The 24,720-nt window shown below is 34.7% G+C and carries 29 protein-coding genes; 10 read left to right on the top strand and 19 right to left on the bottom strand.

What is annotated here, in order from left to right; translation table 11 throughout:
- Window positions 1-170 precede the first annotated feature (170 nt).
- The 3 genes from M1D66_RS13420 (at window position 171) to M1D66_RS13410 (ending at window position 1,916) form a co-directional block, all read left to right on the top strand.
- Window positions 171-794, top strand: a complete 624-nt coding sequence (locus M1D66_RS13420; RefSeq protein WP_000287728.1) for a hypothetical protein — start codon at window positions 171-173, stop codon at window positions 792-794.
- Between the two features lie 178 nt (window positions 795-972).
- Window positions 973-1,329, top strand: a complete 357-nt coding sequence (locus tag M1D66_RS13415; protein WP_000606231.1) for a hypothetical protein — start codon at window positions 973-975, stop codon at window positions 1,327-1,329.
- 134 nt (window positions 1,330-1,463) lie between these two features.
- Window positions 1,464-1,916, top strand: coding sequence for a hypothetical protein (locus M1D66_RS13410; RefSeq protein ID WP_000877570.1), 453 nt, complete (start codon window positions 1,464-1,466; stop codon window positions 1,914-1,916).
- Here the strand turns inward: M1D66_RS13410 and M1D66_RS13405 are convergent, their stop codons facing one another.
- From M1D66_RS13405 to M1D66_RS13390, 4 genes are all read right to left on the bottom strand, one after another.
- Window positions 1,917-2,090, bottom strand: a complete 174-nt coding sequence (locus tag M1D66_RS13405; RefSeq protein ID WP_000503004.1) for a hypothetical protein — start codon at window positions 2,088-2,090, stop codon at window positions 1,917-1,919.
- 217 nt (window positions 2,091-2,307) lie between these two features.
- Window positions 2,308-3,138: a GH25 family lysozyme gene (locus tag M1D66_RS13400; protein WP_000540606.1), complete on the bottom strand. Its 831-nt coding sequence runs from the start codon at window positions 3,136-3,138 to the stop codon at window positions 2,308-2,310.
- Between the two features lie 438 nt (window positions 3,139-3,576).
- Window positions 3,577-4,311 carry an N-acetylmuramoyl-L-alanine amidase gene (locus tag M1D66_RS13395; protein WP_086385735.1) on the bottom strand — a complete coding sequence of 245 codons (735 nt, stop codon included), beginning with the start codon at window positions 4,309-4,311 and terminating at the stop codon, window positions 3,577-3,579.
- 290 nt (window positions 4,312-4,601) lie between these two features.
- Entirely contained in the window at window positions 4,602-5,051 is a 450-nt protein-coding gene (locus M1D66_RS13390; protein ID WP_000820903.1) for a DUF6884 domain-containing protein, read from the bottom strand.
- A gap of 243 nt (window positions 5,052-5,294) precedes the next feature.
- On the opposite strand from M1D66_RS13390, the gene M1D66_RS13385 reads away from it, so the two are divergent.
- Window positions 5,295-5,483, top strand: a complete 189-nt coding sequence (locus tag M1D66_RS13385; protein WP_000789485.1) for a DUF4017 family protein — start codon at window positions 5,295-5,297, stop codon at window positions 5,481-5,483.
- 87 nt (window positions 5,484-5,570) lie between these two features.
- Here M1D66_RS13385 and M1D66_RS13380 read toward each other — a convergent pair whose 3' ends face one another.
- The 4 genes from M1D66_RS13380 to M1D66_RS13365 all read right to left on the bottom strand — a co-directional run bounded on the left by M1D66_RS13380 (window position 5,571) and on the right by M1D66_RS13365 (window position 8,312).
- Window positions 5,571-5,705, bottom strand: coding sequence for a hypothetical protein (locus M1D66_RS13380; RefSeq protein WP_281976109.1), 135 nt, complete (start codon window positions 5,703-5,705; stop codon window positions 5,571-5,573).
- Between the two features lie 101 nt (window positions 5,706-5,806).
- On the bottom strand, window positions 5,807-6,736 hold the full coding sequence (ppaC, locus tag M1D66_RS13375; protein ID WP_000416873.1) for a manganese-dependent inorganic pyrophosphatase: 930 nt from the start codon (window positions 6,734-6,736) through the stop codon (window positions 5,807-5,809).
- A gap of 160 nt (window positions 6,737-6,896) precedes the next feature.
- On the bottom strand, window positions 6,897-7,562 hold the full coding sequence (locus M1D66_RS13370) for a lytic polysaccharide monooxygenase (protein WP_000742279.1): 666 nt from the start codon (window positions 7,560-7,562) through the stop codon (window positions 6,897-6,899).
- A 246-nt stretch (window positions 7,563-7,808) separates the two neighbouring features.
- Window positions 7,809-8,312: a GNAT family N-acetyltransferase gene (locus tag M1D66_RS13365; protein WP_016122672.1), complete on the bottom strand. Its 504-nt coding sequence runs from the start codon at window positions 8,310-8,312 to the stop codon at window positions 7,809-7,811.
- Between the two features lie 105 nt (window positions 8,313-8,417).
- On the opposite strand from M1D66_RS13365, the gene M1D66_RS13360 reads away from it, so the two are divergent.
- The gene (locus M1D66_RS13360) at window positions 8,418-9,059 is read left to right on the top strand and encodes an HD domain-containing protein (RefSeq protein ID WP_000875112.1); all 642 of its coding nucleotides are present in this window, start codon (window positions 8,418-8,420) and stop codon (window positions 9,057-9,059) included.
- Between the two features lie 113 nt (window positions 9,060-9,172).
- Here M1D66_RS13360 and M1D66_RS13355 read toward each other — a convergent pair whose 3' ends face one another.
- The 7 genes from M1D66_RS13355 to M1D66_RS13325 all read right to left on the bottom strand — a co-directional run bounded on the left by M1D66_RS13355 (window position 9,173) and on the right by M1D66_RS13325 (window position 16,827).
- A complete protein-coding gene (locus M1D66_RS13355; RefSeq protein WP_001999958.1) occupies window positions 9,173-9,565 on the bottom strand; it encodes a carboxymuconolactone decarboxylase family protein in 393 nt (130 codons plus the stop codon).
- A 72-nt stretch (window positions 9,566-9,637) separates the two neighbouring features.
- Window positions 9,638-11,128, bottom strand: coding sequence for an alanine/glycine:cation symporter family protein (locus M1D66_RS13350; RefSeq protein ID WP_242554500.1), 1,491 nt, complete (start codon window positions 11,126-11,128; stop codon window positions 9,638-9,640).
- Window positions 11,129-11,258: 130 nt separating this feature from the next.
- Window positions 11,259-12,743, bottom strand: a complete 1,485-nt coding sequence (locus M1D66_RS13345; RefSeq protein WP_242554499.1) for an aldehyde dehydrogenase family protein — start codon at window positions 12,741-12,743, stop codon at window positions 11,259-11,261.
- 17 nt (window positions 12,744-12,760) lie between these two features.
- The gene (dapA, locus tag M1D66_RS13340) at window positions 12,761-13,657 is read right to left on the bottom strand and encodes a 4-hydroxy-tetrahydrodipicolinate synthase (protein WP_001169456.1); all 897 of its coding nucleotides are present in this window, start codon (window positions 13,655-13,657) and stop codon (window positions 12,761-12,763) included.
- A 22-nt stretch (window positions 13,658-13,679) separates the two neighbouring features.
- Window positions 13,680-14,621 carry a proline racemase family protein gene (locus M1D66_RS13335; RefSeq protein WP_001025560.1) on the bottom strand — a complete coding sequence of 314 codons (942 nt, stop codon included), beginning with the start codon at window positions 14,619-14,621 and terminating at the stop codon, window positions 13,680-13,682.
- Complete coding sequence (locus M1D66_RS13330) at window positions 14,618-15,655, bottom strand: proline racemase family protein (protein ID WP_001257540.1); 1,038 nt, start codon at window positions 15,653-15,655, stop codon at window positions 14,618-14,620. Before M1D66_RS13330 ends, M1D66_RS13335 begins: the two co-directional genes overlap by 4 nt.
- The gene (locus M1D66_RS13325) at window positions 15,652-16,827 is read right to left on the bottom strand and encodes an NAD(P)/FAD-dependent oxidoreductase (protein WP_001215265.1); all 1,176 of its coding nucleotides are present in this window, start codon (window positions 16,825-16,827) and stop codon (window positions 15,652-15,654) included. The genes M1D66_RS13330 and M1D66_RS13325 overlap by 4 nt, the downstream gene beginning before the upstream one ends.
- A 180-nt stretch (window positions 16,828-17,007) precedes the next feature.
- Here M1D66_RS13325 and M1D66_RS13320 point away from each other — a divergent pair, with 180 nt between their 5' ends.
- The 4 genes from M1D66_RS13320 to M1D66_RS13305 all read left to right on the top strand — a co-directional run bounded on the left by M1D66_RS13320 (window position 17,008) and on the right by M1D66_RS13305 (window position 20,611).
- Window positions 17,008-18,669 (top strand): sigma-54 interaction domain-containing protein, encoded by a 1,662-nt coding sequence (locus M1D66_RS13320; RefSeq protein WP_242554498.1) that lies wholly within the window; start codon window positions 17,008-17,010, stop codon window positions 18,667-18,669.
- Window positions 18,670-18,777: 108 nt separating this feature from the next.
- A complete protein-coding gene (locus M1D66_RS13315) occupies window positions 18,778-19,050 on the top strand; it encodes a (2Fe-2S)-binding protein (RefSeq protein WP_000182620.1) in 273 nt (90 codons plus the stop codon).
- The gene (locus M1D66_RS13310; protein ID WP_000087065.1) at window positions 19,047-19,379 is read left to right on the top strand and encodes a (2Fe-2S)-binding protein; all 333 of its coding nucleotides are present in this window, start codon (window positions 19,047-19,049) and stop codon (window positions 19,377-19,379) included. The genes M1D66_RS13315 and M1D66_RS13310 overlap by 4 nt, the downstream gene beginning before the upstream one ends.
- On the top strand, window positions 19,376-20,611 hold the full coding sequence (locus M1D66_RS13305; protein WP_001286090.1) for an NAD(P)/FAD-dependent oxidoreductase: 1,236 nt from the start codon (window positions 19,376-19,378) through the stop codon (window positions 20,609-20,611). Before M1D66_RS13310 ends, M1D66_RS13305 begins: the two co-directional genes overlap by 4 nt.
- Window positions 20,612-20,635: 24 nt before the next feature.
- Here the strand turns inward: M1D66_RS13305 and M1D66_RS13300 are convergent, their stop codons facing one another.
- Window positions 20,636-20,944: a YxcD family protein gene (locus M1D66_RS13300; RefSeq protein WP_000447758.1), complete on the bottom strand. Its 309-nt coding sequence runs from the start codon at window positions 20,942-20,944 to the stop codon at window positions 20,636-20,638.
- On the bottom strand, window positions 20,932-21,381 hold the full coding sequence (locus tag M1D66_RS13295) for a hypothetical protein (protein WP_000914478.1): 450 nt from the start codon (window positions 21,379-21,381) through the stop codon (window positions 20,932-20,934). The genes M1D66_RS13300 and M1D66_RS13295 overlap by 13 nt, the downstream gene beginning before the upstream one ends.
- A gap of 258 nt (window positions 21,382-21,639) precedes the next feature.
- Here M1D66_RS13295 and M1D66_RS13290 point away from each other — a divergent pair, with 258 nt between their 5' ends.
- Window positions 21,640-22,404, top strand: a complete 765-nt coding sequence (locus M1D66_RS13290; protein WP_000447231.1) for a DUF1836 domain-containing protein — start codon at window positions 21,640-21,642, stop codon at window positions 22,402-22,404.
- 174 nt (window positions 22,405-22,578) lie between these two features.
- On the opposite strand, the gene M1D66_RS13285 is transcribed toward M1D66_RS13290, so the two are convergent.
- Together M1D66_RS13285 and M1D66_RS13280 are read right to left on the bottom strand one after the other, a co-directional pair.
- Window positions 22,579-23,415, bottom strand: a complete 837-nt coding sequence (locus tag M1D66_RS13285; RefSeq protein WP_139849719.1) for a metallophosphoesterase family protein — start codon at window positions 23,413-23,415, stop codon at window positions 22,579-22,581.
- Between the two features lie 63 nt (window positions 23,416-23,478).
- Window positions 23,479-24,594 carry an HD domain-containing protein gene (locus M1D66_RS13280; protein WP_000275987.1) on the bottom strand — a complete coding sequence of 372 codons (1,116 nt, stop codon included), beginning with the start codon at window positions 24,592-24,594 and terminating at the stop codon, window positions 23,479-23,481.
- Window positions 24,595-24,720 lie beyond the last annotated feature (126 nt).

The following is a 24,720-nucleotide window of genomic DNA, read 5'->3' as shown; positions in this document are numbered from 1 at the left end:
TTCCCTTGCAGACCCTCTTTTACTTTATATTCAATTTATTCATATATACCACAACATCATTCATTGAATTTCTCCATTTCAAATTCCCTAAAAATAATCTAGGACACGTAACTAAAAATAAATCTTCATCATACTTTGAGTTATACATGTTCAAAGGAGTGTTACTATTTATGTATTCTTATTGGCAATCGTATTACTCCCCCTACCATAACCCTTATGTAAACTATGATTTATCCGTACGGAACTACCGAATTAGTAAAAATGAGAATTTTTTAAAAGGGTATATGCGTTCTTTATGGGAACAACACGTCGCTTGGACGAGATTGGCTATTATAAGTATAGTCTTTAATTTACCAGATGTTAACGTTACTGTTGGACGACTTCTACAAAACGCAACACATATGGGACTATCACTTGAACCATTTTACGGTGAGGATGCAGTGAAAAAATATAGTGCATTAATTAAAGATCACTTAGTAATTGCAGCGGATCTTGTTAAAGCCGCAAAAGCTGGTAATCAAAATGCAGCGGCCGCTATAGAGAAAAAATGGTACGCTAATGGTGATGAAATTATTGAATTTCTTAACAGTATCAACCCATATATAGATAAAGAAGAATTTAGAAAAATGTTTTATGAACATTTAGCACTAACGAAAGCAGAAGCACTTGCCTTCCTAAATAAAGATTATGAAGCAGGAGTAAAACTTTACGATAAAATTGAAAAAGAAGCATTGGAAATGGCCGACATGATAACAAACGCAATCGTAAAACAATTCCCGCAAGTATTTCAATAAAGTGAAACTTTAATCAGAGTAGGTATTACTACTAAGTAGTACTTGATAAAAATAAGTCGATTTCCAAACATAAATCGGCTTATTTAGTTTTCTCTCTATGATATTTCACCTCTCCTCTTTACATTTAGCTTATATCGATATATTTTATTAATATCCGTTTTTTATAGGAGGAAATAGTTTGATTAACGCAATTGGTCTCGTTTTTATACTTACAAATAAACACGAGAAAAAAAAGAAAGTTTACTTAAATGAAAAATTTGCACTAATAGATATTATTGATTCTAAAGAAGTATTTGATGATGAAGGGAATCCTTTAGTAGAACTAACATGTAAATACAGTATATATTTAGATGAAAAATATTACTGTAAATCTCTCGATGATTATACCGGACAAGTATTTCCTTTCTTAAGTGCAAAAATAGGAAAAGGTCTTCTAAGAAACTTAAACTACTACTTTTCTTACGTTGATGCCTATGATAAGAAACCACCAGTTAAAGAAATAAGACCACTTATGAAACAAGTAACGAACAGATAGCCAAAAATACAAAAAAAGAAAGCATCTAACTCTGGATGTTTTCTTTTTTATTGAAAACTCATTAACTTTCATCCTCTTCTAAAAGTATGTATCCAAGCATATTTTAAATTAAAAACATTGGAGGATTAGAGTGAATGAAATACTCAGAAACAATTATAAGCAAACGACTTCGAATACTTAAAATGACGGGTATGTTTTTCATGCTAGTGTTAATAGCATGGATTGGCTATACAAAATTACTTTATGAAAACGGCTTTCTTCAAGAAAAAAAGAATTCAGTAGAAGTAATGAACACTAGCATTACAGGAGAAATAGAGCAGCTTTTTCATATAAACTTGCAAGGTTATCGAAAAACAAGCCTTGATGCTGTTATAGAAGCAAGCAAAACCGATCCAAGTGAACTATCCCTAATTGAACTGGTCAACAAATCCTGCTCGCGAGATTGCATAGGCGAACCAGCAACATATGTAAACTCAAACAATGGATATATCTTTTATAAGGAATCTAATGGAACTAATGTAGCTATAACGGTTAAAAAGAAAGACACATGGGTAATTGTAAAGAAATCTGTTCAAGATGGAATATAATCACCCAAAAAAAGAGTACGTATCGTACTCTTTTTTATTATTAATACCCTTCCTCTTCATGAATACAATGGCATTTCGGTTTTGTTTTACAATGACATTTTTCACACTCACATTTCGGTTTCTCTTTGCAACAACATTCGTGAAAATCATTGCGTTTACATCTACATCTCCCAAACATTAAATTATCCCAAAATGTATTACAATTTCGGGAATGCCCACAATGACAAGTATTCCCCATGAATTTGCTTCCTCCTTAATAGAATTCATCATATTCTATGTTTAAAAGTATACAAAGGCTTGTTTATTAGTCTATTTTCTCCATATTATAAGTAGAGTTAAAAGATTACATAAAAATAAAAAAACGTCACATGACGGCTTTTTATTTAGCAAACTACTCTTTTGTATAAAAATATTTAATTCCTTTCGTATCTAACCAAGCTGTTGCTTTGTCCAGTTCGCTCCCTTGACGATAATCTGTTTCGAAATACACAAGCCCTTGGTTATCTCCACGAGATATTATTTTAGAAGTATATCCAAGCTTATCCATCATTTGAATCATGTCAGGAACTAAATTTACACCAAATTCATAAGTAACTACTTTGTTATATTTATTCACTATAATTCCAATCCCTTCTTGTTTTTTTATCGGCTCAACAATTGGATTTGTAAACCAAGCTAACGGCTTATTTCCAATCAGCTTATTTAAATCACACTTGCCGATACCAGCCACATTCCCTGTTTCTGTGTATTGCCAAATATCACATGAATACGCCGGTTTGTTACCACCATAACGAGGAATCCATACAAAATCAGAATTGACATTTGCCATTCCAAATGGAGCATACATATGATGAGCAATATATAAACCAGCCTTCTTAGCTCCTAATCTGCGTAATTCATCAATAAAAGCTTGTGCACCCGCTCTCATATCGTTCATTGTTCTTACTTCTACATCAGCTACCCAAATTGTTGCATTTTTATCACCACGGTTCCAAAAGTCTCTTGCTTCTATCCGTGCATCCTCTACTGAAACGAAACGACAGAACGCATAATTACCAAACGGAATATTCCTTGCTTTCATTGCTTGTACATAATTTTTATATAAAGGATCTACATAGTTTGAACCATCTTGCACACGTGCAATTACGAAATCCAATTGTGGTGCTGCGATATCCCAGTTAATGTCGCCATTCCATTTCGAAATATCTACAATATAACCCATTATTTAACATCTCCTTTTTCATTATTATATTCAAAGCTTGTTTTTTTGCTATTATCAACTAATAAATAGTATGAGAGGTAGTATATTATTGGGTAATAATTTAAAATTCGGCTTATGTATTGAGAAAACAAAATATTATTACAGGTTTAACAAGTAAAGATTTACAAAGCTCTAAACTATATAAAGTGAAACTATAATTAGTAGGAGGCTACGAGCAGTGAAATTCCCACTTAATTTCTTAGCTTCATCCGAATTTTGAGATAAGAATTTTACTGCCCACAAATAGCTAGATAAACAAAACCACCTTTCTGACAGGTGGTTTTGTTTACTAATTTACATATACATTGTCCATATTTTTATAGTTACATAATTATTAGTTACTTAATATACTTGTTAACTAAATATAAGACAATTTTTAGTTTTTAATCAAACTAATTTTTATCTCACGTACTCATAGTACCATTTTCGTGCATCTAACCAAGCTGTAAATTTAGCGATATTTCCAGACGGATAGCCATTCGTTATAGCATAACCAATGCCATCTTTCTGAACGACAATTTGTCCATCAATACCCGCATCTACCATAGCTTGAGCCAAAGCTTGTAAATTACTAAATGCTACACCACCAGTTTTTACTTTGAGCAAATCCGCTGCACCTCCTCCAGTTTGTCCTGTAAGAGCAAATACAACAGAATTAGCGATTTTATCAACATTCCATTTTGCCATATCAGATTCATTGTCAATAAATCCTAATTCTATAAGAATAGCAGGTGCTTTCGTCCCATTTAATACCGCTAAATCTGTACGCTGTTTCGCACCTCGATCACGCCATCCAATATCTTTTGCTAGTTGAGCTGAGATTTTAGCCGCCAAATCTTTCTGATCATAATACAAAACCTCAACACCCTGTCCATTTCCATCACTTGCATTAAGATGAAAAGAAATAACTAAATCCACAGCATGGGAATTGCTATTCCGAATGATATTATTTAAATTTTGTGATTGAGTTGCCCCTACCTCGTCCGTATCGTCATAAACCGTGTGTCCTAGGGATCTTAACTTAGTCGCCACAGCATCTTTAACTTGCCTATCTAAAACGTGTTCTTTCCGATTCCCAAAATTAGCACCTTGAACAATACTATTGTGTCCTCCGTGCAAACTATATCTGGCCATTATTTATCAACATCTCCTTTCTTAATATCCTATTCAAAACTTGTCTTATTGCTATTCCCACTTACAATCTTAACTGTACCCATATGTCCTACATTTTCTAGAAGTGAAGCAATTTGTTCTCGATATAAAAAAGCTATCGCTTCATAAATCGAATGATTTATTCTCTAAATTACTTTTACATGAATGACGACACGAACAAAAAAAGCATCACCCTTTCGGCGATGCCTAAAAACTCTATTTTACTTTTCAGCTCCCTAAATAAATAGAGTTTAAAATCACTGAAACTACACCTATATTTCCTCCCCTTCCTTCACAGCTTCTTTCAACCTCTGCAACATATATCCAATCCCTTTACACCCCTCTAGCGGATATGTAATCATTTCTTCTGGATATAACTTTGTCACTACTTTTTTATGCTTCTTCCCTGCTAGTAAGACGATTTCGTCAAACTGTAATAAACTTTTATCTACCATCTGTTTTTGTAATTGCTCTATATTTATTACCTCATCACTTTTTGAATCAAATGCAAGATCATAGTTTTCTAATACAATATCATTTGGTCTTAAAAATCCATGTTTCGCCGATAATATAACCCAGTTTTCGAAAAACATAGTTGCGTACGCCTGACATGCTTTTCCGAACGGACTAATATACACATCTTTTGCTTCCATCGGTCCGTAGTCTGAATGTTTATCCCAAATTTTCTTTTTTCCACATGGAATTATACATATCCTTTTCATATATATTTCTACTCCCTTTACTTTGGTAAATAAAATTCGTTATTTTGTACATTTTTCTCTCAAAATACTATATAATAATTTTGAAAAGTTTAAATTACACATTTTACCATATATGTACTATGGATCACTCTCATTGCAAATATTATAATACCATAAAAATTTTTGCATTTTTTTCTTCAAATTATTATAACTAAATTGCAATATTATAATTTATTAATTAAATTAGGAAGGGGGTCCATAAAAATGAAAAATATTATCCCTGCACTATTAGTTTATTTTATTGTTTGCGTTATTTCCGTTATCATCCCAGCATCTGAAGGCTATAATTATGTCGGCTGGAAGTTATTTGTTGGGCAAGTGTATGCGATACCTATTTTCTTCATTACTGCTATAATTACATTTTATATAAACAAGAAAAAATCTTACGAATAAACGATTATAAGGATGGCTAACGCTATCCTTATTTTAATTCGTTAATCAAATTTAGAATGACCCTTGCAGTACTTTATATCCTTTCTTCTAAAAAGTCAAACGCAACTTCTGTATTTCAGCGTTTAAACGTAGCTCCTCCGAGAGCCAGCTCTCTAATTCTGAAACCGCCGTAATATTTCGTTCTAAAAGTGACTGTAATTTACTCTCCAAATCATTAAACATACACAATCCTCCCGTTTTTAATTTTCTGTTTTTTAGAGCTAAAAAAGGACAAGTAGCCAATCTGACTACTTGTCCTTACTGTTCATCTGTACGCAATACGATTAAGCTTGGAATGCTTCTGTTAATACTGGTACGATTTGTTTTTTACGAGATACAACACCTTTTAAAGTAGCTGTGTTGTTTTCTAGTGATACGTTGTATGCTTTCTCAACAACGTTTGCTGCTTTACCGATCGCAAGACCGACAGAATCATTAGTTAAGATATCAGTTACAACGAATAAGAATAGGTCTAAACCTTTTTCTTCTACTACTGCAGAGATTACTTTTTCAAGTTCCGCTTGGTGTACAAGAACGTCGTTTGTATCAACAGCGTTTACTTGTGCGATTTCAACTTTCGCATTACCCATTTGGAATTCTTTAGCGTCAAGAGAGATTAATTGCTCCATTGTTTTTCCGCTTAAGTCAGCACCAGCTTTTAACATTTCTAAGCCGTAGTTATCTGCATCTACACCAGCGATTTGCGCTAATTCACGAGCAGCTGCTACGTCTTGTTCTGTGCAAGTTGGAGATTTGAATAGTAAAGAATCTGAAATGATTGCAGATAACATTAAACCTGCAACTTCTTTACGAATTGTTACGCCATTTTCTTTGTACATTTTGTTTAAGATTGTAGCTGTACAGCCAACTGGCTCACAACGATAGTATATAGGATCGCTTGTTTCAAAGTTAGCAATACGGTGATGGTCAATAACTTCTAACACACGAACTGATTCGATATCGTTAGCACTTTGTTGACGCTCGTTATGGTCAACTAAAATAACGTTGTCCACTTCGCTTGCTACTGTCTCAACAAAACGCGGTCCTTCTACTTTAAAATAGTCTAACGCAAATTGAGTTTCACCGCTGATTTCGCCTAAACGTACAGGCTCAGCATTCATTCCTAATTCTTTTTTCAATTCTGCATAAGCAATTGCAGAACAAATTGCATCTGTATCTGGGTTTTTATGCCCGAAAACTAGTACTTTTTCCATGTTTTCCACCTCTTCATGAAAAGGATATCTTAAAGAAGCAAATATGACAATATTTAAAGCATATTTTTTTATAAATAATTGCACTTTCTTCTATATTTTTCATCATTTTCATAAAAAAAATCATCTAAAATGAATTAGATGATCGAAATGTATGTTTCAATTAAAATAGTGTAGGAGCTTGCACTACATTGTTAAAAGCGAAATTTGAGGATAAGCCATTATTCAAAAGGTTTACATCTATAACTTGATAAAACGCATTTCCAGTGTCTGCAATTTCCCAAACAGCTAAAATAAGATGGTATCCACTACGGTCAGTTGGTACATTTGCTTCGTGCGTTACTGTTGTCCCTGGTCTAGCTCCACCGTCATTTTTCACATAGAATGGCACTAAATCTAAATCTGATCGCGTTAAAGGTTTATTTGGATTCCAACCTTTTTTCGTAATATAATATTTCCACTCTTTTGTACTATGAGGAGCCGTTAGTTTCCACTTGAATGTATTCGTCCCGCCATTTAACGTAACTTTCTTCCACCTATCTACAGTTTGAACATCTAAAGCGGGAAAATGACCAGCCCCTGCAATTTGTCCATCAGAAGGTCCTAGTTGCGGAAATCCACCTATCCCTTCTACGCTTTGTGGTTCATATTGAATCGGTCCACAATTTACATTTACCCCTTGCTTACATAAATAAGATCGGCTCGCTGGTGATTCTACATATCCATGAGCTGAAGCCTTTTCTGAAAATCCAAATGTTAATAATCCCGTAAGTAATACTCCACCACTTAAAATAACTTTCTTCATCTTTTGTAAACTATTCTTTTTCATACTTTCATCCCCTTCCGATAATAAAGCGAAAATAACTATAGTTGGCTAGTCATCTTCTCTACATTTATTATAAGACGAGAATCATTACTAAAAGAACCCTCTAAAAACTTTCTCAAATTCATTTAGTGCGTTAATTAGATTATAATTAACTATTTTAACACCGCCAGAAAAATATAGACTGTGTTAAAAACAGTCGTTTATTATTCACTTACTAATAATTAAGCACTCTCCCCGTTTGATTATACCTTAAATGTTTTTATAATAAATAACCGTAGCATCTAACTTTCCATTCGGAGAAATTGCATACCCTGGTATTGTTCCAACTTCTTGGTAGTCTAGTGATTTATACAATTTATTGGAAGGATCTCCTTCTCTAGTATCTAATACTAAAAGAGACCTGTTTTCTTGCTTTGCTCGTTCCTCTGCTTTTTGCATAAGCGATCGTCCAATACCGTTACGCCTAAAGTTTGGATGAGTCATTAATTTGCAAATCTCGGCTCTATGAATTCCGTTAGGCTTAGTAACTAATTGTAATTGAATACTCCCTGCTACTTCGTTGTTTATTTTAGCCACATACAATATCACTTCTGGCGCTAATACTGTTCGCCAATACTTTGTTGCGTCTTTTTGTTCCAGTGGAGGCAAAAAACCAATTGATGCCCCATCATTTACAACCATTTTTAAAAGTTTCGAAAGTTCTTCCATATCATTTTCTAGTTGCTTAATTTCTTCAATTACTAAATTTCGCATTACTTTTCCCCCTTTTGTTTCATTGTAACAATTTTTAAAGAAGGAATAATGAAATAATAAGATGAATTTATAGAAAGATATGATTTTTTGTGAAAGGATAACGATATGAAATATATATTAGATAGAACGTACGCAAAAGAATTACTCGAATGGGCATATGAACAAAACCCGGGCCCTTGGTTTGAACATTCACTACATGTTGCTCATGCAACTGAAAACATAATTATAGAACTTATTAAAAATGGGTATAACCTAGATGCTGACATAGCATATAACGCTGCCCTTTTGCATGATATCGGAAGATACAAAGGTTTTACCAAATCGGTCATTCATTCCTATGATGGTTATATGTATATGAATGATTTAGGGTATACAGGAAACGCTGTTATTTGTGTGACACACTCATTCCCATGCAAAAATGAACATATAGATATCGCAGCGGAATGGAGTCTCGTTCCTGACCATATGAGAAGCCGGTTAGTTGAAATATTAAATGAACATTGTAACTACGACTTATACAATAAAGTAATTACTCTTTGTGACGCTCTTGCTGATGCGGGTGGCTTTACTACGCTGGAAAGAAGATTAATTTCTGTTGGTTTGCGTCATGGTACAACATCTCATACATCTTTACATTGGAAAGGGTTTTATGCGATTAAGAAAGAATTAGAAGCTTTAATCGGTAAGAGTATATACACAGTTCTTCCTGATGTAGAAAAATCTATTTATGAAGATATAGAATATTAAATTGCATACAAATTGAAAACGATAAAAATTGAACCCATCCTAGATAATTTTTATACTCAAATTTAATTTCACATAAAAAACGTTTTAAACATAAAGTTTAAAACGTTTTTTATTCAATGCTTTTGATTTTTCAGTTCTGTTAAACACTCTTGCACTAAAGTTACCGCTTGACTCATCGCAGCTCCGCCAGCAAATGCTGCTGAAACACCACATGCTTCCAGAATCTCTTTATCCGAACATCCTTGATCAAGACAACCTTTTGTATGATAAATTGTACAATACTCATCTTGCGTTGCTAAACTAATTCCTAATGCAATAAGTTGTTTTTCTCTTTTTGTTAAAGCACCCTCTTGAAAACAAGCTTGCGTGAACGCATTATATGTCTCAGCGATTTCAGGAATTTGATTTGTAAAACTACCTATACCTTCTTTATAATGATGTAGAATATCATTTATCGAACTATGTTGCTCATGTTCCATCTTATTCCCTCCAGTCATATTATCCATACCTATTGTAGTATGCGATGAAATGGAGGCAATATACCTTCTTTTAAATTAAGAATTTTCAGTTAATTTATATTATAATTTTAAATTATCATCTACAATAACTTTTTCTCTAGAACTTTTTCTTTCAACCTCTTTACTTCTTTCTTCCCAAAATGTTAATCCTTCAATCCCCACATTTTTAGGATTAAATACTGGATCTTTCCCTTCTTTTTTCTGCGTTTCATAGTCTTTTAACACTTTTAATGCGATTTTACTTAATAATAGAATCGCGATTAAGTTTAACCATGCCATACTACCGATTCCTAAATCTCCGAGATTCCATAAAAGCGACGCTGATTCAACACTACCGATGTAAACCATAATTAAAAATCCAAATTTTAAAACTGGTTTTAACCAGCCATACTTCAATTGACGATCTAAATAAGTAAGTGTCGTTTCAGCAATATAGTAATAAGCGAGTAACGTTGTAAATGCAAAAAAGAAAATTGCAATTGAAATAAATATTGGACCAAACCCTGTCATCACAGTTTCAACTGCTTGTTGCGTATAAATTGGACCTGCTTCCACATTTCCTATGTTTTTTACAATAGCGCTTTTCCCTTCAGGTATAACATTATACATACCTGTAATTAATATCATAAGAGCTGTCGCTGTACATACGACAATTGTATCGATATATACGGAAAACGCTTGAACTAACCCTTGTTTTGCAGGATGCGATACTTCAGCAGCAGCCGAACTATACGTCGCTTCTCCGACACCAGCAACGTTTGAAAATACAGCGCGTTTTACGCCCCATGCAATAGCTGCACCAACAATTCCACCAAACATTTCATTTACACCAAATGCACTAGAGAAAATTAAAGCAAACATACTTGGAATCTCCGTTACATTCGCAATTAATATGATACATGTAACAATTACATAACCAATTGCCATAAATGGCACAAGCATTTGAGAAACGCCAGCAATTCTCTTTACACCACCAAAAATAATTGCTGCTAGTAACACGACTAAAAATATACCAGTTATATATTTGCTAATACCATTAGAGTTTTCGAATCCAACTGCGATACTACTAGATTGAATACCTGGTAATAACACGCCATATGAAAGTGTTACAACTACCGCTACAATGACTGCAAACCATTTCATTTTTAAACCTCTCTCAATGAAATATGGAGTACCGCCGCGATATTCATTCCCTACTTTACTTTTGTATACTTGAGATAATGTTGATTCTACAAACGCGCTCGCTGCCCCTAACAAAGCCATTACCCACATCCAAAATACAGCTCCAGGCCCGCCGAAAGCGATCGCTGTCGCTACCCCTGCAATATTACCAATTCCAACTCTTCCTGATAAGGCTAAACAAAATGCCTGAAAAGATGATATTCCCGTCTCGGAACTCTTTCCTTCAAATAATAGTTTAATCATCTCTTTAAAATAACGAATTTGCAAAAAACGTGTTGCAATCGTGAAATATACGCCTGCCCCTAATGCAAAAACAACTAAACCGATACTCCACACTTGCCCTACTAACCATTCTACTAAATTCTCCATCCAAATCCCCCTTATCATTCTTTGGAAAAGCAATTTTGTATATAAGAAAACGGACAACTATTATCAAACTTTCTAGTTGTCCGCATCTTTCATTATTTCATCCCTCAATTTTTGTCAGTAAAACACCCTATTACTTTATATTTACCCAAACACTTTTCACTTCTGTATAATTGTCAAGCGCATATGAACCTAATTCGCGGCCAATACCAGATTGTTTGTATCCACCAAATGGTGCAGCTGCATTTTCTAAGTTATAATCATTAATCCACACTGTTCCTGCTTTTAATTTATTTGCCACTTGATGACCCGTTTTGATATTTTGCGTCCATACACCCGCAGCAAGGCCATAGGATGAGTTGTTCGCTCGTTCAATTACTTCTTCTGTCGAATCAAATGGAAGTACAACAACAACTGGTCCAAATATTTCTTCCTTAACGATTGTCATATCGTCTGTAACATCTGTGAATACAGTTGGTTTAACGAAATAACCTTTTTCAAGCGCACGTTCACCACCAGCCGCAACTGTAGCACCTTCTTTCTTCCCTTGCTCAATGTAATGTAACACACGCTCTTGTTGTTTCTTAGATACGAGTGGACCCATTTCCGTTCCTTTCTCCATACCTGCTCCAAGTTTTACGTTGTTCGCCATTTTCACAAGTGCATCTACTACAGTTTCATAATGTTTACGATGAACAAATACACGTGATCCTGCGCTACAATTTTGACCGTGATTATACATAATACCTTGGAATGCACCATTAATTGCTTCTTCCAAGTCCGCATCTTCTAAAATGATATTTGGTGATTTGCCGCCAAGCTCTAACGTTACATGCTTAATCATTTCTGCAGACTGACGCATAATATACTTTCCTGTAACAGTAGATCCTGTAAAAGCAACTTTATCAATGTCATGATGATTTACAATTGCTGCTCCTGCTTCAGGACCAAAGCCTGGTACAAAGTTTACAACACCGTTTGGAAATCCAGCCTCTTTAAAAAGTTTTGCTGTATATAGTAAAGATAAAGGCGTTTGCTCTGCTGGCTTTAATACGATCGTACAACCTGTCGCCAGTGCAGCTCCCATTTTCCAAGAAGACATAACGAGCGGAAAATTCCACGGAATAATCTGACCTACAACACCTACAGGTTCATGTCTCGTGTAATTTAAGTAATCTTGTGAAATTGGGATTGTTTGCCCAATAATTTTTGTAGCCCATCCTGCGTAATAACGATAATTTTCTACAGTTGCTGAAATATCATCATCAAGTGCTACTTGATATGGCTTTCCATTATCTAAAGCTTCTAGTTGCGCTAATTCTTCTCTATGTTCTTCAATTAAATCTGCTAATTTATAAATAAGATGCGCTCTTTCAGCAGTAGTCATTTCTGCCCACGGACCGGATTCAAATGCAGATCTTGCCGCTTTTACTGCAGCATCAATATCCTCTTCTTGCGCTTCACATACGACAGCTAGAACATCTTCTGTAGCTGGATTATACGTTTCAAACGTCTTTCCCCCAATAGCAGCAACAAATTCGCCATTAATAAACATTTTAATTTCTTCATTTAAAAACGCTTCCACTTTTGGTTTCAGCTCAATATTTGTCTTTAACATTATGTTCTCCTCCTTATTTAAACAGCTACATGAGCTGCAATATTTGATAAAATCGTTTGAAGCTTTTGATCTTCGTCAACAGTTAATCCTAGTCTTGGATAGCGAGAAGGTCCTCCCGCTTGCCCATGTAATTCCATGGAACGTTTAACGATTTGAACATATTTCCCTGATCCTTCAAGAAACTCGCAAAGTGGTAAAATAGCATCGTTTATTTCCCACGCCTTTTCTAATTCACCATTTTGAAAATGCTCATACATTTTTGTAACGAGACCGGGAACGATATTTCCTGCTACTGAAACCCATCCCGAAGCACCAACTAAATATGATTCCATAACTAAATCTTCAGAACCACAGAAGACTTGGAAAGCCCCTTCACTTTGTCTTACTAAATCTCTCGCTTTTCGAATATCTCCGCTAGATTCTTTAATATGTGTAACATTTTCACACTCTTTTCCAATACGGAGCATTAGCTTTGTACTCATATCAACACCAGAAGTAAATGGGTTATTGTATAGCATAATTGGTATATTTACAGAATTTGAGATTTCTTTAAAATGAAAATAAATCTCCTCTTCCTTCGGTTTACAATAGTAAGAGTTTATAATTAATGCACAATCCGCTCCGTGCGCTTCTGCATGTTTCGTATATTCAATTGTTTCTTTCGTCGTCTCTGCTGCAGTTCCAACAATGACTGGAATACGGCCATCAATTTCTTTCAACACGGTTTCTACCATTTTAAATCGTTCTTCTTTTGATAAACTTACAAACTCTCCTGTACTTCCATTAATGATGACACCTGCAACCTTTTGTTCGATAAAGTAATTTACATTTTGTTTTACCCCATCCCAATTAATTTCCTGAAATTCATCCATCGGTGTTATTAATACTGGAAATGCCCCTTTAATTTTTTGCATATTTATCTCTCCTTATCACATTTTATTTTAATAAGAAACCTGCCGGAAATGGATCCGTAGGGTCTAATAGAAACGTCTGCATTCCTGTAATAAATCCTCTACTTTCAAAACGGAAAATGTATCCTAGTTCCTCCTTCTTCACTTTTTCCACAGTTATAAAACTATTAAATATACTTTCATTTTTAAAAGGTTTATCCGCCATATAATCATTTTTAAATAACGCATGAACATAGGAAACGATAGTAGAAACAAAACCTGGCGAACGTACGATAAAGTTATCTTCATGAAATGTAATCGACTTTATATGGTTCTTTTCTTTTTGCGAAGGATCTACTAAAATAAGCCTTTTTATTAGCGACTGTTTTTGTATAGCCTGCAGTGTAGCTTCTCCCCATCTTTTCAATTCTGAAATGTTTTCAACACGAATTTCTGGCGAATACGCACCTTTTTCTACAACTGCATATACTTTATCTGCTTGTATGAGAGAATAACTTACATTACCAACCTGTAAATTTTCCTCAATCAAATAGCATAGTTTGCTTTCAAACGAAACCGATATAACTTCATCATTCTCTACATACGCATGAACTAAAAATATTCCAGATAACGTTTCAATTTTGTATTGATTGGACTCTCTCTTTTTTAAATACCCACTTTCGAGTAACATCGTTATTACTGCAACAATGCCTCCATAATGAAGCGGAATCGAACCTTCATGATTAAAAAATAATACAGCTGCATCCACTTCATTATGGATAGATGGAACGACAATACACCCATTCAAACCGATAAAACCACGTGGTTCATTTAATAAAAGCTTCATCTCTTCTGCTAATTCACCTGAAAATTGTTCATTTAATTGCTCCAAACTGTAGTAGTATTTGCATGGTACGTCTTTCATTACACGAAATGCCTCGCCATTTACATGTACGTCTACTGCTGTATACATTTTTTGAATGTTCATTTTATATCCTCCGTTTCATGTTCCATCGGCGGAATTAGCAAAAATCCTTCTTTAAGTGGATCCATTTCATTGTAAAAAAATCTATGCATACCCATAAGCCAAGCTGATCCCGTAATTTTCGTTATGACAGCTTCAATATTTTCAACATGTGTCGTATTCATGACATATCCTTTAAATAAAGAACCAACGATACTCTCATGAATGAACTCTTCACCAATTTCGATTTCTTTCTGAGCGTATAATACAGCTAGCTTCGCGGATGTTCCTGTACCGCATGGAGATCGATCTATTCCGCCTGGTGGTACAACAACTGTATTTTTCACATGCGCACATTCATGAGTAGGATCTGTATAAAATTCAACATGTGTTAATCCTCTTATAAACGAATACTCTGGATGAGTGATTTCAAACTTCTCATTAATTGTGTTTCTTATATGAATCGCCTTATCGATGATTGTAGATGCATTTTCTGGTACTAATTCTAGATCTACTGATTTCGCATCAATAATGGCATAAAAATTCCCTCCATACGCAATATCAGCCTCTATAGTCCCAATGTCTTTCACTTGTACAGTAATATTTTTCAATAAAAAAGCTGGTATGTTACAGAAAGATACTTCTTTTGCTTTTCCATCTTGAACAGCAATATCTACTTCAACTAAGCCAGCCGGTGTATCTAGTTTTAAAGAAGTAATCGGTTCAACTACCGGAATTAAACCTGATTCAACTAACGCTGTACATACACCGATTGTATCGTGACCACACATCGGTAAATATCCACCTGTCTCTATGTATATAACACCTATATCAGCCTCAGGATGACACGGGTCTGTTAATAATGCTCCTGACATTACATCATGACCACGCGGTTCATTCATTAACAATTTTCGAATCCAATCATACTCCTTTTTCATATGTAACATCTTCTCTGCCATCGTCTCTCCAATCAACTTTGGAAGTCCACTAATTAATGTCCTCGTTGGATTCCCACCTGTGTGTGTATCAATCGTCGTAAAGACTCTTTGTGACCTCATCTGTTTAACACCCTTTCTGTAAAACGACTCAAACGAAGTGGTTCAATAGGAATAATTGTCTCTTTTTCATTTAATAACTCTTCAATTACTTTTCCAGTAACTGCTGCAAGACTAATCCCATCACCTTCATGTCCAGCGGCAATGAAATAATTCGGAATATGTTCCACTCGTGAAATAATCGGTAAATGATCTTCTGTCCACGGACGTAAACCAGCGTAAGAACGAATTACCATCATATCTGCCATTTTCGGATAAAAGCGAATTGCTCTATTTGCGATACATTTAATGACTTCATTATTTATCCTCGTATGAAATCCTACAAATTCACGACTACTACCAATTAAGAAATTTTGACTTTCAGTAGGCTCAAATACGAGCGCAACCCCGTATTTTTCAGTTAAAGCATCTACTTTTCGTTTTCCGCCAAATTTAGAAATTAAATAACCGAATTCCATTACTTTACGGCATCCTACGTGTTGTTGCCTTGAAGCTACAATAATATGCCCTTTTCTCGGTTCAATTGGTATATTTATATTTAACATCTGACCAATCTTAGGAGCCCACACACCGGCTGCATTTACAACTTGTTGTGCTGTAAAAGTTCCATTCGTAGTTTCTACAACAAATGAACCATCCGTCTCTATTTCCATACTCTTTACTTCCGTCTGCTTAAAAGCTTTTGCGCCAAACTTTTGTGCCTCTGACAGAAGCGAGAAAGCAAGGAGATATGGATTCACAGTTGAATCCGTCGCACATTCTAAACCGCCTAATAAATCCTCAGCAAAAAAAGGCGACTCTTCCCTTATATCTTGCCTATCAAGCATTCGAAACGGTAATCCAGCTTCTTTTTGCCGATTTACCCATTGCTGCGCAGCTTCCATCTCTTCGTCTGACTCACATACGAGAATACTTCCTGGTGCCCTATATTCAAATGAATGCTCTAATTCTTCACTTAAATCAGTTACTAATTTTTGACTTACTAAAGACATTTGACTATCAAATCCTGGGTCTTTATCAATGGCCAAAATATTCCCATCACACCGTGAAGACGTCCCGCTGACAAATTCCCCTTTTTCAATGATTGTTACGTCTCTTCCGTATTTTGAAGTGTAATAAGCGATAGAACACCCTATTATTCCACCACCTATAATTAAAACGTCGCAGTGCCTCACAATATACTCCTCCTTTCCTAGCCCTCTCACTTTCTTTTTATGCAATTGACGTGCCAATTCTGTACATATACAATTTTTATAAATAATATTTTTATTTGTAAAAATATTTTAAATTTATAGTGAATAGGTGTATTATTTTTTTATCACTGTCAAAATTTTTATACATAACAGGAGGACATTATGGAATTTTCATTTCCGACTATACAAGAATTTTTGGAAAACGCTTTAATCAATCATACATGTAGCCTTGATCGCATTAAGAAAATAAACGAAAGGTTTTATTATCTCCCTTCTACTACAGAAGAATATAATTGCGCAATTATTTATGTAGATGACTCATTCACTGCATTAATTGACGCTTTTTCTTATGAATTAGCTGTTATCATCCTTAACGAAAACGATGAGCCGCTATGCTGTATAACTTCTCAGCAAATGATTCCATTTCTTTATAAGTCCTACAATGAACTACAGTCATTTTATGACACTGTAATACAAACAACTGACTCTTCTGTTACAGTCATTGATAGTAAAGAATACGTTCGAACTTGGACAGATGGCGCTGAAAAAATATTTTCAGTCAACCATAATGAGATTATTGGGCAACCGATTACTCGTTTTTTTGATTATAAAGACTTGGAAATTTTACAATCTTTACATGATGGAAAAAGCATAGTCGCTCAGTTCCATCAACCTCGTCCCGATTTATTCGTATTAATTAATTCAAATCCAGTTTATTGTAATGATGAAATTATAGGAGCAGTCGTTTCAGAAACAGATGTTACAAATCAAGTCGCTTTAAATGAAAAACTATTTAATATGTCACATGAAATGCACCGTTTAGAACAAGAAGTGGCAAAGTATAAAGATGAATCCGATCCATTCCTTGCGATGAATGGGAAAAGTCCTGTTATACAAAGAACGATACAATTAGCTAGAAAAGTTTGTTCGGTAAAATCAACTGTTTTAATACTTGGGGAAAGTGGAGTTGGAAAAGAAGTATTTGCGAAAGCGATTCATGAAGCAAGTGAGGCAGCGAAGGCGCCTTTCATTTCGATTAACTGCGGGGCAATTCCAGAAGCGTTATTTGAAAGTGAATTATTCGGTTACGAGCGTGGGGCGTTTTCTGGAGCAAATAGTAAAGGAAAAAAAGGTAAAATTGAACTCGCGCAAGGCGGTACTTTATTTCTTGATGAAATAGGTGAAATGCCACTTGATATGCAAGTAAAACTGTTACGTGTACTGCAAGAGCGAAAGTATTACCGAGTTGGTGGTGAAAAAGAAATTAATATTGATTTCCGTATTATCGCTGCTACAAATCGTGATTTACAAGAAGAAATGAGAAAAGGAACTTTCCGAGAAGATTTATATTACCGCTTAAATGTAGTTAGTTTGCAGATTCCACCGCTGCGCGAAAGACGCGAGGATATTATTGAATTAACCTATTCTTTCTTAAACGATTTTTCAATCAACTACAACAGACCAATTCGCGACCTACCTTCAAGCATTATGCATGAACTGCTTCATTACAATTGGCCAGGTAATATTCGCGAACTTCGAAACGTTGTTGAACGGCTTGTGGTATTCGCAACAGACGGAATTATAAAACAAGAATATTTACCATTTCATACGACTGAAACTTTAGACAACCATACAGCTCATTCCCTATTACTCAGCAACAATAATACAATCCTTTCTTTACAAGAAGAGATGGATGAGCATGAGAAAAAAGTTATTGAAAGGGCTTTACGAATTTTAAATGGGAATAAATTAGAATGCGCAAAACAACTTGGTGTAACAAGGGCTACTTTATATAACCGTTTAAAGAAACTTGGACTTCAATAAAGAATCAGTATGCACCGATTAGGCGTTTACAGGTAGCCACCACCTCTCTATATTGGCATGATTTTTGCATATATAATTTGTGAAAATCGAACTAGAGGAGGAATACACATGACAAATAAAAACAACTTAATCGTTTGTCGTTGTGAAGAGGTTACATATGGGCAACTTCAATCGACAATTGCTGAATATAACTGCTCGGCAAGAGAATTAAAATTAAGAACACGTGCTGGCATGGGATTTTGCGGTGGTCGCACATGCAGAATAATGATAGATCGAATGATTGAAAATGTGAATCCTGACGTAACTCTTAATGAACTACCGTTAAAATATCAACCACCAATACGTGCAGTTACTTTTGGATCAGTAGGTGAAAGTAAATGAGTAGAATTACACATCACCCTATTTTAGGTACTTTACAAAGTAGTGAGCGTATTACCTTTCAATTTAACGGTCATCAATACGAAGCATATGAACATGAAACGATAGCTGCTGCCCTGTTAGCAAATGGAATAAGGACATTAAGAGTTCATGAAGATAGCGGAACACCGCGAGGTATTTATTGTAATATCGGGCACTGTTCCGAATGCCGCGTGACAGTAAATAATCAAACAAATGTACGCGCATGCTTAACTGTTGTAGAAGAAAACATGGTTGTTGAAAGCGGGAAACAGCATCCGAATATCGTGAGAGAGATGGTGAAAAAGCGATGAGTGATGTAATTATTATAGGTGCAGGGCCAGCGGGATTATCTGCTTCTATCTCTTGTGCTCGTTTCGGACTAAAAGTGCTCGTTATTGATGAATTTATGAAGCCGGGCGGGAGATTGTTAGGACAGTTGCATCAAGAGCCTACTGGAGAATGGTGGAACGGAATAGAAGAATCCAAGCGACTTCATGAAGAAGCAGAATCACTTTCAGTACATATCAGGTGCGGTGTTTCGGTCTATAATTTAGATAGAGATGAAAACAATTGGTTTGTACATACTAATATCGGTACGTTAGAAGCACCTTTCGTACTACTTGCTACTGGAGCTGCGGAATATTCTATTCCCCTTCCTGGCTGGACACTTCCAGGAGTGATGTCAATTGGAGCAGCTCAAGTTATGACAAATGTTCATCGCGTGCAAGTTGGAAAAAAAGGAATTATTATTGGTGCTAACATTTTGTCTTTCGCCATTTTAAGTGAATTGCAATTAGCGGGAATTACAGTGGATCATATTGTACTCCCTGAGAAAAGCGAGTTAAGTCAAAAAGCTGGTGAACCTGAAGAAGTTTTAAACTCTCTTTTAAATGCAGCTCACCTCGCTCCTTCTGCTTTCTTGCGAATAGGTAGCCACTTTATGAAATTCGATTGGATTCGAAAAGCTGGATTAACATTCTATCCAAACAACGGAATGAAAATAAACGGAACGCCACTTCACCTTCGGAAAGCAGCTCTTGAAATTATCGGAACAGATCAAGTTGAAGGTGTACGTATTGCTAATATTGACTCTAAAGGAAATGTTATTAATGGAACAGAGAAAATATACGAAGCAGATTTTGTATGTATTGCCGGGGGATTATACCCACTTGCCGAACTTGCAGCTGTAGCTGGTTGTCCCTTCCATTACATTTCAGAATTAGGTGGACACGTTCCTCTCCATTCTGAAGCAATGGAAACCCCTCTTCCCGGTTTATTTGTAGCCGGCAATATTACAGGCATTGAAAGCGGAAAAATTGCGATGGCGCAAGGAACAGTTGCAGGTCTATCTATTGCTAAATATGCAAGTAAAAAACCTGATATAGTCGACCAACAATTATCTCACGCCATTCAAAACGTTCACTTTGTTCGTCAGAAAGCTACAATTCAGTTTAATCCTATGCTAGATATCGGTAGACGAAAAATGAATGAAATTTGGCGTGATTATTCTTCTACATATGCACATACTAAAAAGAGCTGTTGAGATTATTCTCAACAGCTCTTTTTTCTAGTCATCTGAGTTATTAAATTTCGCTAATGCGTAAATGCCTTCTTCATCATCTAATTCAAGTTGTAATCTCGCTGCGAATGGATTGACATTATATTCTCTGTCAAGCAATAAGCGTAAAGCTTCGATTAAGTTTGCTTGAATTAAAATTTGCTGGCGACCATTTACCTCTACTTCCGCAGAGAAACCGTAGTCGTCATCATACATGAGTTCAACTAACACTTCTTCTGGACCCACTTGTCTTTTTTCAGCTATATATACGCAAAGCGCATTTATAAGCTCTTGTTCAGAAATTTTTATTGTTTCCATGCTACTTCATCTGCTTTCTTCTTACGTTGGTCTTTGAAGTATTTAAATGCACGAACTGCTAACATTACGATACCAGCCATTACTAACATATTTACCATAAACGCTAATACAGAACCAAGAGCTCCCATATTTGCAAATAAGCTACCCATTAGTAAACCACCAAGACCACCTAGTAATAAACCTTTCATAAAGCTTCCTTTATTACTTTTTGGTGCCGTGTTTGTTGCTTTCGTTTTTGAATCTGGAGTCGTTTTTTGAGAATTTACATTTGAGTCTTTTTTGTTTAAATCAACTTTTGACTTTTGACCTGAACTTGGTGTAAATGATTTTTTACCAGATTTGTAACTTTTCGCTGCTGCATGATCTACGAACATAAAGCTGCTAGCCCCAAAGATAACCATGAATGCTGTCATTACTGCTACAAGTTTTTTCAACATATTATATCCATTCTCCTTTTATATAGATATATGTGAAATCTATCTTTCTAGTAAATTCAGAATGATAGATTTGTTTTTAAGAACATTTTAAAGGTTCTTATGAACTTATTATATGAACTTTTGTCGAAATATGCAAGTATTATTTACTTTCAACAGTTTGGTCACAAAGGAAAAATTAAGCAAAACAGAATTGACTTTAAATGAAACAAAACATATTATAAGTTCATAAGAACTTTTTATTATTTTGGAGGTGAAAAGATGGAAACATTTCATCTCACACGAAACGAAATGGCTACCCTTCTTCTATCACTAAGAGGATGGAATACGAAAAAGCCTCTCGGTATTTTACAAGAAGCTTGGGCAAAGTCACATAAAAAAGATATTGAAAGCGGACAAAGCGTTACAGCTTTTATTACTACCGCACTTTCACCTATTTTTGAAAAGCTGATTAAAATTGACGATACTGATGTCGGTTTTTCTTTAAATGAAATAGTTGCGCTTGGCAATCAGATTGAAAACACAAGTTTCTCTGTAACTGCTATGCAAAACTGGGTGAAACGAGATATAAAAGAAATGATTGGCTCTCCTCAAAAAGGGAAAAAATATTCAATTGAACAAGCAGCCTTACTATTTATTGTCGAAGATTTAAAAACAGCACTTGATTTTGAATCCATTCGTAAGCTATTACGCCTTATTGTAAATGACCCAGCCGATCGAAGTGATGATTTAATCAATCCTGTTCATTTATATGTAGCATATTCTTCTCTATTTGAAGAACTCAATCAAGGGAATTGCTTACAATTAAATGCAACAGATACCGTTCATACAATTGAAAACATCGTAAAAGAAAAAGCTGATAAAATCGCAAGCAAGTTCGATCAAATCAATAATGAACAACGCGAAGCAATTCGTAACGCTATTATTATTGCGACCCTTTCTGTACATACCGCATATGTACAAATGTTAGCAAAGCGTTACGTAACAGCAACTTTATTTTTACAGAACTTAGATGTGAAGCCGTAAAAAACAAGCATCCCCCCGTCATATACGTAGTACAGGGGGATGCTTGTTTTCAATCAATATAAAATACAAAAATCATTTTACATCTAAGTTTCATTCTACAATAGCTCTTGATTATGTAAAAATCATGACTAACCTAACATTCAACAATGTTCATTTCTTTTTATTAAATTCCCATCAGATTTTCTCGATAAACTTAATTACTTCATCTTTATAATTATATTTGTCATTAATTTCTTGTAATAATTCAATATCATGCGTATGAGTTTTTCCTGTCTCTAACAGCTCACGATATAAATCAATATAAGGAAGATTTTTATTTATGGCATTTTTATATTCCTTTTCTACATCGTAAAAAACCTTTTTAAACCTCACATCAGTAATCCCTGCCTCATCAATTTCAAGAATTGCATACTGAGCACGTAAGTCAGAGTTTAGCTTATTCCACTTGTAAAAAGGTTGTCCAACTGTTCCTGGGTTAATAATTAATTGATCATTGCTACTATAGCACAATAATTGATGGTGGGTATGAGCGTAAATCGCAATATCATAATCACGATCAAATAACCGATCAAACTGTTCCTGATTATTAGTGGGCCACAAATCTCCCCCGTAATTTTTATTTTGTAGATTATGACTAATACTGATTGATAAATCATTAACCTGTTTTGTTATATGTAATGGTAAATTTTTAACATGCTTAATATAGTTTTCATCCAAGTTTTCACATTGATACTGAACTAATCTAGAAACATAAATATCAGTTGCGTTATCAATATCAATATTTTTATTAAGAACGTCAAGAAAACTATCTTCCCAGTTTCCTTGTACATAAGTATCAACGTTAATACTTTCTAATATTTCAAATAAATCATTCGATCCAGGACCAGGCATAATTAAATCTCCTAAAAACCAATAATCAGTCACACCTTCTTTCATAGAATCTTCGATAACTGCTTTTAAAGCAGTTGCATTTCCATGTACATCTGCCAGTACAGCAATTTTATGTTTCATGTATTTTATTCCCTCCTCTAAATTTACGTTTCCATCTCATTCATTTTTTATTTTCGAACCAAATCAAATTGAATAGGCATATTCTTTTTTAGGCAATTTTACTATCTCTTGAATGAAATTTGATTTCTCTAAAATGTCCTCTAACTGCCCCTCACTATAGACGTAAATACCACCTACATATGAACTGTACGCCTTTTTCTCAGTTATTACTGCTAAGGTGCTATTTTCCTTTTTAAAATCACCCTCTAGTCCTTTTTCAAAAGATAAACTTTTGGCTTCTGAAAAATAAAGGTGAATTAACGTCGCTAATTGTACGTCCTCTGATTTTGCAAAGTACTTTATTTCATTTAAAATCATTTCATCTTGTAAAGGAAGAAAGTCTTCTACTTCTAACTTCTCTCCTTTATGAAAGAAGTTTTGAAGTTCAGGAGTATAGAACGAAAGATTTTTCTCCTCTATCATTTTTAAAATTGTTTGCAGCAATATGTCTTTTCCTATCACAAACGGGTGGCCAAATCCATTATTGTAAAGCTCTTCTTTCATTTTCATTAATTGTTCGATGAAGGGGATTCCTGATTCTTCAATAACAAGTTTATCGTCAATTAAACGCATGTTAGCAATCAATTCTTCTATCTGTAAACCTTCTAATTCAAGCGATGAGTAATATAAATCTCTATTCCAAAAATCTAATTGATCCATTCCTAATGAATTAAATAAGAGCTCATCTATAATTGGAAAAACTCCATCTTCTGTTAAAGCTTTCGTTACATCATCTAATAATCTATGTGTTTGATTTAAAATCGTACGTATTTCTTCGTCCTCTTGAATGATTCGTACCGTCCACTCACCATGATCTTCACCCGATATTTGCTGAAAACAATGTGAATATGGCCCATGTCCAACATCGTGTAGAAGGGCTACAGTAGATACTAGCTTTCGTTCATATTTCGATAAATGTATGTCACCAATCTCAGTAAGATGTTCTATCACTTTATTTACTAGCACATATACACCTATCGAATGTTCTTCCCTCGTATGTATTGCGTTCTCATGTAAAAAATAAGTATGTCCTTGTTGTTTAATATTTGCCAACCTTTGAAATGCTTTTGTATCTATCAATCGAAGGATATCTCTATCACGAATAGAGATTGGTCCATAAATCGGATCTGTAATATACATACGTTCTCCTCCTATTTTTGTAAATGAAAGACCTATACCATTATACTTAATTTTCAGTCTATTATCATTGATATATGAGAAATTTTTAATAATCTTTTCATTAACCCTTCATGAAAACGTGGCTTA

It is taken from the genome of Bacillus sp. PK6-16 (assembly GCF_056530295.1).
This window is presented reverse-complemented; position numbering and strand designations above follow the sequence as displayed.